The following is a 13,016-nucleotide window of genomic DNA, read 5'->3' as shown; positions in this document are numbered from 1 at the left end:
TTCATAAAAACGAATACTATAGTCCATGTGACCTTTTTTCGTTCGTATTATTACACACGACCATGTATTTACAGCTTGGAGGATTCTAATGTTTAAGTTAAAAGAAAACAATTCTACAGCAAAAACAGAAATACTCGCCGGTTTTACAACTTTTTTAACAATGGCATACATTGTTGTTGTTAACCCAGTCATTCTTTCTGACGCTGGTGTCCCATTTGATCAAGTCTTTACTGCAACGATTATTGCAGCAGTTGTTGGTACACTTTGGATGGCCCTTTTTGCTAATTATCCAATTGCTATTGCTCCCGGTATGGGATTAAATGCTTATTTCGCCTATTCTGTTGTTGGTGGGGGCTTAGATTATGTAACAGCTTTTGCTGCCGTCTTCGTAGCCGGACTAATCTTTGTGATTTTATCTTTAACTGCTTTTCGTGAAAAATTAATTGAAGCCATTCCCGAAAACTTAAAAGCTGGAATTTCAGCTGGTATTGGTTTATTTATTGCATTTGTTGGACTGCGAATGTCCGGCATTATTACAAGTGATCCTAGCAATCTTGTTGCTCTAGGGGATTTAACAGCAACTTCGGCAATATTAACGCTAGTTGGTTTAGTCATCACACTCATTTTAATCGCACTAAATGTATCTGGAGCACTGTTTTTCGGCATGATTATAACAGGCTTAATCGCGTTCTTTACTGGGCAACTACAGTTTAGTGACGGGCTTACATCTTTACCTTCGCTTCCAGAAGGCATTTTAGTATTCAACCCCATTTCAGCTATTGGGGACGTCATCACTCATGGCCTTTATGCGGTTGTTTTCTCGTTTTTATTAGTAACAATATTTGATACAACCGGAACAATGATTGGTGTTGCCCAACAAGCTGGTTTAATGAAGGGGAATAAATTGCCACGTGCAAGACAGGCTTTATTATCTGATTCATTAGCCACATCTGTCGGTTCTATGTTCGGAACAAGCCCTACAACTGCTTTCATTGAATCTTCTAGTGGAGTTGCCGCCGGTGGACGAACCGGACTAACTTCTTTGACAGTAGGTATCCTTTTTATCGTTGCTGCATTCTTTAGTCCACTTGTCAGTGCGGTTTCAGGCATTGCTGCCATTACTTCGCCTGCACTCATAATTGTTGGTAGCTTAATGATGGGAAGCTTAGTTAAAGTTAAATGGGGTGAGTTTGATGAAGCTTTCCCAGCCTTTTTAATTATTTTGACGATGCCGCTCACTTCTAGTATTGCTACAGGTATTGCACTCGGGTTTATAACACATCCAATCTTAAAAATATTTAAAGGCAAAGGTAAACAAGTTCATCCACTCGTTTATATTTTCGCTGTATTATTTCTCATTCAATTGCTCTTTTTACCACATTAAAGTTGAATGATTAAAACATATATTAGCTAAATAAAAAATCCGAACACCTCACCAAATGCTAAAGCAATTTAAGCATCTGATTGATGAGTGTTCGGATTTTCTTTTTTACCAATATAGGATTGAATGAGTTAGACTTCTACCTCTTCAATTTTATTATGTGGGTTATTATAAACTTCTTGGTCGATATCTTTCGTAATTTTACTCGTTAATATACCCGAAGTCATAGAACCACTTACATTTACCGCTGTTCTTCCCATATCAATTAACGGTTCAATTGAAATCAATAAACCCGCAAGCGCGATAGGTAAATCTAAAGCTGAAAGGACGAGAATGGCTGCAAAAGTAGCTCCTCCACCTACTCCCGCAACGCCAAATGAGCTGATAACAACTATAACGATAACAGAAAGTAGAAAACTTGGTTGTAATGGATTAATCCCGACCGTAGGTGCAATCATAACAGCTAACATAGCCGGATAAATACCCGCACAACCATTTTGTCCAATCGAGAGACCAAATGAGCCAGCGAAATTGGCTATTCCATCTGACACCCCTAATGATTTTTGCGTCTTAATATTTAAAGGTAATGCCCCAGCACTTGTTCTTGACGTAAAGGCAAACGCAAGCACTGGAAAAGCTTTTCTTAAGTATTGTAGTGGACTTAATCCGACAAATAGTAATAATAACAAATGAATTAGCATCATAACCGCTAACGCTACATATGAAGCAATGACAAATTTTCCTAAATTATAGATTGCAGAGAAATCACTTAATGCAACTGTCTTTGTCATAATAGCTAGCACGCCATAAGGAGTTAATCTAAGGATTAGTGTAACCACACGCATAATAATGCTATAAAAGGCATCGACAATTTTTGCAAATACCTCTGCTTGCTCAGGTGTTTTTCTTCTTACGCCCAAGTAGGCAATACCTAAGATTGCTGCAAATATAACGACCGATATCGTTGAAGTCGCTCTCGCTCCTGTTAAGTCAAGAAAAGGGTTTGCAGGAAGTAACTCTAAAATTTGTTGAGGCAATGTTTGAGCTGCTAGTGATTGAGATGTTTCTTCCATTTGTGTCCCTCTACTGATTTCTGCATCTCCCTCTTCAATTTGGATGGCTTCTAAATTAAAGACAGTCGCCGAACCAATACCTACAATAGCAGCCAAAGCTGTAGTCCCAAGTAGTATTCCGATAATTAATACACTAATTTTACCAATATTACTTGAGAGGCTCAATCTTGTAAACGCTCCTAAAATGGAAATAAACACAAGTGGCATAACAATCATTTGTAAGAATTTAACATAACCCCCACCAACTAGTTGAAACCAATCTGTTGACCTTGCCAATACTTCTGAAGTTGGTCCATAAATCAGTTGCAATGCTAAACCAAACAATATACCTATTCCCAATGCCGTAAAGACTCTTTTAGAAAATGAACTATGTTTACGTTGCATAATAAATAATAAACTAATAAAACCAATCATTAATGCTAAGTTAATAATAAACCATACATTATCCATCATTACCCCTCCTAATATCTTACTTTTGCACAATTTCATATGATAATACGATTATTCCTATACGTCAAGTATGAATTCAGATTTAATTATCCTTTATGGTATATGCTTTTTTCATGAATATATACCAATCTATCTATTGGCCTTCTCTTATTTAACATTTTCAACTGTTTACATATTTTTTTATTCCCCTTTGAAAGGCAAAAAGCTGCAGCATCGCTTAAAATAAGCTAACGATGCTACAGCTAAAATCAAAACTCTTATTACTTATAAGCTTCTTACCTTCTCGCTGCAAGCTTTCATAGCAGTGAGAACAGATGAACGAAATCCTGTTTCTTCTAACTTGCTGACCGCATCAATAGTCGCACCTCCAGGGGTACAAACCTCATCTTTTAACACTCCAGGATGTTTACCAGATTCAAGCACCATCTTTGCTGCACCTAATACTGCCTGAGCACCTAGCTTATAAGCAGTGTCTCTTGGTATACCGTCCTTTACTGCTCCATCGGCCAGTGCTTCTATAAATAAAAACACATATGCAGGAGAAGAACCGCTAATTGCTGGAATGCCGTCCATTAATGACTCGTCAACTACTTCCACTTTCCCGATAGCAGAAAAGATGCGTATTACTTTATTTAATTTCTCTTCATTAATATACTGGTTGCTACTTAGCACACTCATTCCCTCACCAACCAGTGAAGGTGTATTTGGCATTGTACGTACTGCCATTACATTTCGCTCAAAGTACTCTTCGATATCATTTAGAGTAATGCCAGCAGCAATTGTTACGATAATGCTATGTTCATTTACTACTTCTTTTATTTCATCAATTACTTCCTTATGATCCTTAGGAGGAACCGCTAAAAAGATCACTTCGGCGTTTCTTGCCACTTCTTTATTGGAGTGGGTTGTATGAATCGCATACTTTGCTTCTACCTTATGTAGTGTTTCTTTCGTTCTTGCACTTGAAATAATTTCATGATGACTGACTAAACCGTTTTTTAATATACCTCCAATAATCGCTTGTGCCATTTTTCCACAACCGATAAACCCTATCTTTTTTTCCATTATTATCACTCACCTTTTCCATGCTCTGGTTCATTTTAACATGAACACAGCTGTATTCAAAAAAGTGTTTAATCTACTTCTTTAAGACAAACGTAGAACAAATGATACTATATTTGCTACAAGCTTACCTTATTCATTAGATGAACTTCATCAAAAAAAATAACCCAAAGCATCAATGCTTTGGGTTATTTTTTAATTAATTATCTTGAACATCTTTTCGATTCTTTTTAAACATTTTTGATAATACTTCATACACAATAGGAACAACAACTAGAGTTAATAAGGTCGAACTTGCAAGACCCCCGATAACTGTGATACCTAATCCTTTAGAGATTAAGCCTCCACCGCCTGAACCAAATAATAATGGAACCAGCGCACCCATTGTAGCAATAGCTGTCATTAGTATCGGACGAAGACGAGTGGCACCCGCTTCTAGAATAGCGTCTCTCATCGTCATACCGTTTCTTTCCATATGAATAATCCGGTCAACCAATACAATAGCGTTCGTAACAACGATACCGATTAACATGAGTAGACCCATCATAACCGTAACAGAGATTGTTTCCCCTGCAATGTATAATCCGACAAATGAGCCAATTACTGCAAACGGTAGTGAGAACAGAATGGCAAACGGTGCAACACCCTCACCAAATGTAACAACTAAGATGAAATATACAATCGCAATAGCGGCAAGCATTGCTAAACCTAATTGCGTAAACGTTTCATTCATATCTGCAGTTACACCAGCAACATCAAGAGTTACCCCTTGTGCCAAGTCTAAATCATCGATACCTTTATCCAGCTCACTCGTAACTTTGGATAAATTATCTGAAGTTACTGTTGCAGAAACTGTTGCATAGTACTCACCTTTACTACGAGACAATGTATTTAATGTTGTTCCTTCTTCTACATTAACAAGCTCAGATAATGGCATTTCTTGGCCTGTCGCAGTCGGAACCTCTGTATCTAATAACTCATCAATTGATTTCGCAGGCTCAGCAGCTTCAGTTTGAATAATGACATCTATTTCATTACCATCACTTTGAACAGTTGTCAGCACTTCACTATTACCTTTATCGTTTAACGCCATAACGATTTGACCTGTCGTTAAGCCATACTGCATGACATCTGCTTGCTCAACTTTTAAGATATGTTCTACATAAGCGTCTTCTGCCGTAGATGAAATATCATCTAAGTTATCAGTATCATGCATGACATCTTCCACTTGTGTCACGGCATCATTTAGTTTATCTAAATTCTCACTATACAATGTATAGCTTACTTCACTAGTATTCGCACCCATTGAAGAAAAGTCCTGAGATTTCCACTCACCAGATTGTTCTATATTAAATACATATTCTTCAATTTCTTCTCTTACCTCTGGGAAGTTCTTCATATCTGGATCAAAAATTAGATACATAAGAGCCCCACTAGCGCCCCCACCCATCATCATAGCAGCAGGATCTACATTGTCTGGGTCATTAATGGACAATTGTAGTATATCAATATCATCGCGTTTTAATAACTCTTCTTCTACTTCAGAAATATTCTCTTCTGTTATATCCATCTTTTCGCCGGTTTCAGGTGTATATGTTAAATACATTACCTTCTCTTCTTCACTTCCAAGGAAGCTAAAACCGATTAATGGAGTCAATGCTAATGATCCAGCTAATAAAAGAATAGCGATAGCTGACGTAATAATTTTATGGTTTAACGCTTTACTTAGAATGCCTTTATACCATAAAGCAAGTTTACCTACTTCTTTATGATTGCTCTCCTCTTTCTTACCGTAAAGTTTTTTCTTGAATAAGAAATGAGATAGGGCTGGGACAATTGTAATCGCAACAATTAATGAAGCACCCAATGCAAATGTCATCGTTAAAGCAAACGGAACAAATAGCTCACCAACCATTCCACCTACGAAAATTAACGGCGCAAAAACGGCCACAGTTACTAATGTAGATGAAAGAATCGGCTTAAACATTTCAATAGTCGCTTCCCTTACTAAAGCACGACCATTTAATTTTTCCTCTTTCAAATGTAAGCGACGATAAATATTTTCAACAACAACAATCGAGTCATCGATTACACGACCAATTGCTACTGTAACCGCTCCAAGAGTCATAATATTTAACGTAATATCCAACCAATTAAGGACTAAAAATGCCATAAAAATCGACACCGGAATGGAAACAATGGATATAATCGTTGACTTAAAGTCTCTTAAAAAGAGTAGAATAATTAATACAGCAATTAAACCACCAAAAAGTGCTTTTTCGACCATTGTGCTAACAGACTTTTCAATCGGTTCACCCTGGTCTAAAGAAATATCAATGGCAAGGCCATCATACTTTTCTGTTTCTTCTTCAACATAGTCTTTTACACGATTAACTACATCTACTGTGTTATCCTGTTGTCCTTTTACAATTTGGATCGCAATCGCATTTTCTCCATTTGTACGAGAAACAGACTCTACTTTACCTACTTGTTCAATTTGAGCAAGTTCACTTAGCTCAACAAACGGTTGTGGGTGGTCGGCAGTTGGCGTTACTGGGATCATCATTTCTTTCAACTCATCAACAGTTGTTACTTTCCCATCTACCGAAACAGCTTCTTCAGCTTCTTCAAAATCAAATAGCCCTAAAGATAATGCCATATCACTTGCTTGAATCAGTTCTTTTACATCATCTTGATTCAATTCAAACTTGGCTAGCTCTTCTTCATCCCAAGTAAATTCAACTTGTTCAATATGTTGACCAGTCATTGTTGCAGATGCTACTCCTTCAATCTTTTCAATATCAGGCAAGATCACATCTTCAACTAATTCAGTCAGTCCAACTATATCTTCTTCTGTACTACTAATTGAAAGTGCAACTACTGGCATCATATTCATGCTGATAGATGTCACAGTCGGCTCTTCCACATCTTCAGGAAGATTTAGATTAGCAATCGCTCTTTCTAGTTCAACCTTTTTATCATCCATATCAACGCCATATTTATATTCTACTTGAATACTTCCTACATTCGCACTTGAATTAGAATAAACAGCATTGACATCATCTAGCCCTTCAACTGCCTGTTCAATTGGCACTGAAACCTCTTCCATCACTTGCTCAGGTGTGGCACCAGGATAAACACCATTTACCATTAAAAATGGAATAGAGATATCCGGGATTGTTTCAGTTTTCATCTGTGTAGTTGAGTAAACACCTGAAACTGTAATAATTATGGTTAATAACCACACAGCGAGCTTATTCTTTAAAACGAAATTGACTATGCCCTTCACATTGACACCTCTTTTTTTATTAATTCGATTTTCCTTTACCCGATAACCATTATGTATATAGTAGAAATCAGCGTAAATGAAGTCTTACATATAGGAATACTCACTATCATACCCAAAAAAAATCGTTACTGGTTCTATAGAATCTATTTTGTTTGTTTTCTTGACGCCAATCTCGGGTATCCTATAGAATATGACTAGTGGGTCACATCACCAATAAATATAACTGACCGGTCAGTCAAGTGTCAATTATATTATTGTGAAGTTTTTGTTAACACGGAGATTCTTCTTCGGTTAAGGAGTTGTTACAGATGAAAGAAAAAGAAAAAATAATTATTGAAGCTGCGATTAAATTGTTCGCTAAAAAAGGATATACTGCCACATCTGTACAAGATATCGCCACTGATAGCGGCATTTCCAAAGGTGCGTTTTATTTATATTTTAAATCAAAAGAAAAATTGTTAGAGTCCTTATTAATATATTATTTTGATCAATTAACTGAAGAAATCATGCAGTGGGACAATAAGAACCTCACAGCCAGAGAAAAATTCAAGGCACAAATCAATACAACCATTGATATGTTAATCCAACATAAGGATTTTATTATTACTCAAACAAGAGAACAAACCATACCTATTAATGAATCAATTAAAGAATTATTATTCACAAAGCAAATTGAAATGAATGAATTTTACCGCAAAAGTTTATCTTCTATATATGGAGAAGAAATGACTCCTTATTTATGGGATTTATCTCAACTCCTTGATGGTCTTTTTCATTCATACGTAAAAATATTAATCATTGACAAAGAAATATTTAAGCCTGAGCATGTGACTGATTATTTATTAAATAGAATGGACTCTTTAGCAGAAGGTCTAAAAAAAGAAGAACCTTTGATCACTGAAGCTAAGATGAACCGTTTCCTGCATAATTTTAATATATGTTTACCAAATACTAGTCCATCGACTACCATCGCAGATATTAGAAAACAAATACAAGCATGCGACGATAAGGAAACATTAGAGGTCTCCCTCGATATGATAGAAGAAGAAACCCAAAGGGAATATCCCAGACTTCCAGTCATTAAAGGAATGATTACAAACTTTAATCAATATCCTGATTTAAAGAAGCAATTGAATGATTTATTACAAATATAGAATGAGAGAAATTTGTCGATAAAAAGACCAACCTTTTTACTGGACATTTTCACTTTTAACGTTTATTTTACTATAAACAGGTAATATAAAGAGATATAGTGTAAATGAAGTAGAAGACTTCTGTACTTATAATTTATAAGAATGGATGGTGGAGAATATGGCAAATAACAAAGTTACGAATATCAGAAAGAATGAAAAGAAAGATGTAAGTATCGGAACAAGCGTGTCTTTAAATGGTCTCGTTACAGCAGTCTTTGATAATATGGTTCACGTACAGATCGGAGCCAAAATTGTCACTGTCAATATAAAGGATTTATATTCAGAAATCAATCAAACGTTACTTCCAAACCAATCAGTAAAAACACCATCGCAATCCGTCTAAAAACTGGTGAGAAATCTTATTAAAGATTATATTTCCTAGGATAGTTAGTCTATAAATAAGGGCTAGTTATCCTTTTTTATTTAGATAATCAACGATACATTTATGAAATAAAACAGTTCGTTGTTGATGATTTAAAGGTTTACAGAAAAATTTTTCCTTCACCCTTTGCTTATTAACACTAGTTATTTTCATTTTTTAACGGTATGGCCTTTCCACATAAGAATATTCATTCTATTATTTTATTTACTTTGATGAATACTGAGATACTGCTTTTCTTCATTTTAGGTAAGCAGGACTTCAAAAAGAACCCTACAAATATTCATATCCTTCGCAAATATGATTTCTTTCACTGCTTAGTTATTGTTATTGACTAATGTTAACAGAGCCATAAAAATACTTACCTTGTTCAACGAACGATTCCTCAAGTTGAACAAGGTAAGTAAATTTGACCATGATACTGATACTTGAAATTGTCTAGTTTTATCAATAGAATTATAAGGATTTATCATCCACTACTTTAATGGATTTTTTTCATTTCTTTTAATCTTGTAGCATCACCTAATATTTGAATTAAGGATGCATCTTCTATAAGTAAATCCCCCTCTATTTCTACTACCCATGTATCATTAGCAATCATCTTCATAATTTCTGCTCCTTCAGGTAATTGCTGTAAGGCAGAGCGTCCATATGCAATCCAACTCGTTTTCGCACTACGCTGTTGATCAAGGGTGGACTCTTCATTAAAAGTATACTCCTGATCCTTTTCTGATAAATGAATCAAATCTTCTATAATTGCACTTGCTGTTGGATACATACCTGCACCTGGCCCCTGCAAACTAATACTCCCGACAATATCCGCCTCGATATGGATAGCATTTTGCACACCTTCCACCTGATATAAAGGATGGTTACTTTCAACTAACACTGGCCGAACAGCACATTTTACTTGAGAATGAGCGTATTCAATAGTTGCCACGTGCTTGTATCTAAGACCTAATTCATTAAAGAAAGTAATATCTGATTTAGCAATACTCGCAATCCCGTTTCTTTCAATCTGCTCGCTTTTTGGTTTCTCTCCATAAATCAACTCACTTAAGATAGCAGCTTTATAATACGCATCAAAGCCTTCAACATCATTCGTCGGATCCGCTTCCGCATAACCTAATTTTTGCGCTAGCGCCAGAGCATTATCAAATGATAATTGCTCTTCTCTCATTTTAGTTAATATAAAATTAGATGTACCATTCAATATGCCTTCAACCTTCGTTACTTTATTAGCATTTAGTAGTTTTTTTAAAGTTTGAATAATAGGAATACCGCCTGCTACAGTAGCCTCGTAGCCGACTGAGACATGATATTTTTTTGCTAATTCTCTTAAGATATTACTTTTTTCTGCAAACATCTCTTTATTTGCCGTAATTACGTGGCGACCTTTTTCAATCGCACTTTGTAAATAAGTTGCAGCCGGTTCAATACCAACAATTGCATCAATTACTACATCAATATTCTCCAATTGTTGGATTTTTTCATATTGGTTTGTCAACATAACTGACTGATCGGGGGCAGTATGCTTCTTAATGTCCCTCACTAGAATAGCAACAACCTTTACTTCTTCACTTAATAACTTTTGTAAACGCCCTTGATGCTGTTGAATTGTACGGTAAACGCCTTTACCAACAGTACCATAGCCAAGTAAAGCGATATTTATCGTCAAAACCCTTTACCTCCCATTACATCATATTACTGTAATTTTTGACTAAGTTTGGCAAGCTCTCTTGCCTTTAATTCTCTGCGCAATATTTTTCCACTGATTTTTGTTTTAGGTAGTTCTGTGACAATTTCCATTTCTCGTGGGGCAGAATGAGCAGCTAATCTTGTTTTTACAAACCTTCTAATCTCTTCAAGTAGTACATCACTGCCTGTAAATCCTTTTCTTAGGACAATAAAGGCTTTGACGATTTCTCCTCTTAATGCATCTGGTTTTCCAATGACTCCAGCTTCTGCTACAGCAGGATGTTCAATGAGCTTACTTTCAACCTCAAAAGGTCCGATTCTCTCCCCGGAAGAATTGATCATATCATCACTCCTACCTTGGAAGAATATATATCCATCTTCATCTTGAACAGCTAGATCTCCTGATACATACCAACCTTCAAAAGGAAAATATGACTGGTATTTCTCCTCATTCTTCCATACTTCTTTCATGATTCCTGGCCATGGTGCTTTAATTGCTAAGTGACCAATCGACCCTCTTGATTGTTCGACACCATCATCATCGAGGATAGCGATGCTTATACCAGGAAAAGGTCGACCCATTGATCCGGGTTTAATTACTTCTGAAGGTAAATTGACAATTAATTGTGCCCCTGTTTCAGTCATCCACCATGTATCATGAATTCTTTTCCCTAACGTTTCTTGTCCCCAATAAATGACCTCAGGATTTAACGGCTCACCAACACTTAATAAATGTCTTAAGTTGGATAAATCATAATCATTTGGTAGGTCATTTCCTTCTGCCATTAACATTCTGTATGCGGTCGGTGCACTATACCATACAGATACTCCAGTTGTTTCTAATGTATGATACCAACCCTTTGCATCAAAGCGGCCACCATTAACAACAATTGTCGCTCTATTTAACCAAGGTGTGAAAATGCCATACACAGTTCCCGTAACCCAACCTGGATGTGCGGTACACCAATACACATCATCATCTTTTAAATCGAGTACCCATTTCCCTGTTTGATATTGATGAACCATCGCTCTATGAGCATGAATAATTCCTTTTGGCTTTCCTGTTGAACCGCTCGTATAGTGGATGTTTAAACCATGCTCGAGATCAACCCACGTCGTGATATCTTCTTCTTTTACTGTTTTCTCTAATTCTTTGATGAGTGAAATTTCTTTTTCACCTAATAATTGTACGTCATCAGCATCAGTAAGAAATATCTTCTCTAAACAAGGCAGTTCGTTCTTTGGTACCCTGTTAAGTAAGTCAGTATCCGTAATCAGAAATCTCCCATCACAATCAGAGATTCTATCTTTTACTGCTTCCTCCATAAATGCTTCAAAAAGAGGACCCGCAATTGCGCCGAGTTTAATGGTGGCAATCATTGTAAAATAACAATCGGGATGTTTAGGTAGAAAAATAAAAACGAAATCACCTTTTTTCACCCCTTGGTTTCTTAAAACGGTGGCGATATGATCCGTTTTTTCTTTAATCTCTGCGAATGTGTATGTCTCTTCATATGAACCATTCACATAATGCAACCCTATTTTGTTTCCATAACCGTCAACCACATGTTTATCAATACATTCATGAGCCATATTGACTAGACCTGATTGGCTCCAGCTAAACTGTTGTTTAACCTCATCCCATGAAATATTTTGACATGCCTCTTCATAGTTTGTTAAGTTGTAATCTCCTTCAATGGGGGCAAGCTGTTGCCGCTCTATCACTGTCATAATTCATTAGCTCCTTTATCTTTAGATTGCTTTCGAATGAGATAAATCTAATAATTGCAAAATCTCATCTTTTAGTGCAGCAAGATCTTTATCTCCTCTTGATCTTGGTTTTGATTTTTCAATTTTTATTTCTTGATATAATTCTCCCGGCTGTCCCCTAAGAATAATAATGCGATCGGCTAAATATAATGCTTCATCAATATCGTGCGTTACTAAGAGGATAGTTGATTGATAGGTTTGCCAGAGATTCAGTAATAAATCTTGTAATTGCATTTTTGTAAAAGCATCTAATGCACTAAACGGTTCATCTAAAAGTAATATTTCTGGTGAGGTAACGAGGGCTCTGGCAATGGCCACCCTTTGCGCCATCCCTCCAGATAAATCTTTCGGGTAATGGTTTTCAAATCCTTCTAGCCCAACGGCTTTAATATATTGCGCTATTTTACTTTGAACTTTTTTTTGTAGACCGAAACCGATATTGTCATAAACTTTTAACCAAGGCATCAATCTAGGTTCTTGGAAAATCATCCCGATTTTCTTATGAACATCATGGACAGTTTCGCCATCTATTACAACCTGGCCATCATATTGTTTATCCAAGCCGGATAATACACGTAAGAGCGTACTTTTACCGCAACCACTTGTTCCTAAGATTCCAATGACTTCACCTTTTTCTACCTTTAAGTCAATATTTTCGAATCCCGTTGTTCCATTTGAAAAAGTTCTAGACACTCGCTCAATAGATAACAATCTTGCCACC

9 protein-coding genes are annotated in these 13,016 nt (G+C 36.3%); 3 read left to right on the top strand and 6 right to left on the bottom strand.

Annotation, left to right across the window (positions count from 1 at the left end; translation table 11 throughout):
* Positions 1-88 precede the first annotated feature (88 nt).
* Positions 89-1,384, top strand: coding sequence for an NCS2 family permease (locus U9M49_RS00225; RefSeq protein WP_095369965.1), 1,296 nt, complete (start codon positions 89-91; stop codon positions 1,382-1,384).
* A 128-nt stretch (positions 1,385-1,512) separates the two neighbouring features.
* On the opposite strand, the gene U9M49_RS00220 is transcribed toward U9M49_RS00225, so the two are convergent.
* From U9M49_RS00220 to U9M49_RS00210, 3 genes are all read right to left on the bottom strand, one after another.
* A complete protein-coding gene (locus U9M49_RS00220; protein ID WP_322909119.1) occupies positions 1,513-2,904 on the bottom strand; it encodes an L-cystine transporter in 1,392 nt (463 codons plus the stop codon).
* A 264-nt stretch (positions 2,905-3,168) separates the two neighbouring features.
* Complete coding sequence (gene proC, locus U9M49_RS00215) at positions 3,169-3,969, bottom strand: pyrroline-5-carboxylate reductase (protein WP_307318289.1); 801 nt, start codon at positions 3,967-3,969, stop codon at positions 3,169-3,171.
* Between the two features lie 196 nt (positions 3,970-4,165).
* Positions 4,166-7,255 (bottom strand): efflux RND transporter permease subunit, encoded by a 3,090-nt coding sequence (locus U9M49_RS00210; RefSeq protein ID WP_307318288.1) that lies wholly within the window; start codon positions 7,253-7,255, stop codon positions 4,166-4,168.
* A gap of 308 nt (positions 7,256-7,563) precedes the next feature.
* On the opposite strand from U9M49_RS00210, the gene U9M49_RS00205 reads away from it, so the two are divergent.
* Entirely contained in the window at positions 7,564-8,409 is an 846-nt protein-coding gene (locus U9M49_RS00205) for a TetR/AcrR family transcriptional regulator (protein ID WP_095369969.1), read from the top strand.
* 157 nt (positions 8,410-8,566) lie between these two features.
* Positions 8,567-8,791: a hypothetical protein gene (locus U9M49_RS00200; protein WP_095369970.1), complete on the top strand. Its 225-nt coding sequence runs from the start codon at positions 8,567-8,569 to the stop codon at positions 8,789-8,791.
* Positions 8,792-9,308: 517 nt separating this feature from the next.
* Here the strand turns inward: U9M49_RS00200 and U9M49_RS00195 are convergent.
* Genes U9M49_RS00195 through U9M49_RS00185 form a run of 3 tightly spaced genes read right to left on the bottom strand, consistent with a single transcriptional unit; the run spans position 9,309 to position 13,006 of the window.
* Complete coding sequence (locus tag U9M49_RS00195) at positions 9,309-10,505, bottom strand: homoserine dehydrogenase (protein WP_307318285.1); 1,197 nt, start codon at positions 10,503-10,505, stop codon at positions 9,309-9,311.
* A gap of 26 nt (positions 10,506-10,531) precedes the next feature.
* Positions 10,532-12,256, bottom strand: a complete 1,725-nt coding sequence (acsA, locus tag U9M49_RS00190) for an acetate--CoA ligase (protein WP_322909118.1) — start codon at positions 12,254-12,256, stop codon at positions 10,532-10,534.
* A gap of 21 nt (positions 12,257-12,277) precedes the next feature.
* Entirely contained in the window at positions 12,278-13,006 is a 729-nt protein-coding gene (locus U9M49_RS00185) for an ABC transporter ATP-binding protein (RefSeq protein ID WP_095369973.1), read from the bottom strand.
* Positions 13,007-13,016 lie beyond the last annotated feature (10 nt).

This window comes from Cytobacillus sp. OWB-43, assembly GCF_034651445.1.
Taxonomy (GTDB): Bacteria; Bacillota; Bacilli; order Bacillales; family Cytobacillaceae; genus Cytobacillus; species Cytobacillus kochii.
Note: the sequence above shows the minus strand (reverse complement) of the source record. Positions and strands in the feature narration are given on the sequence as shown.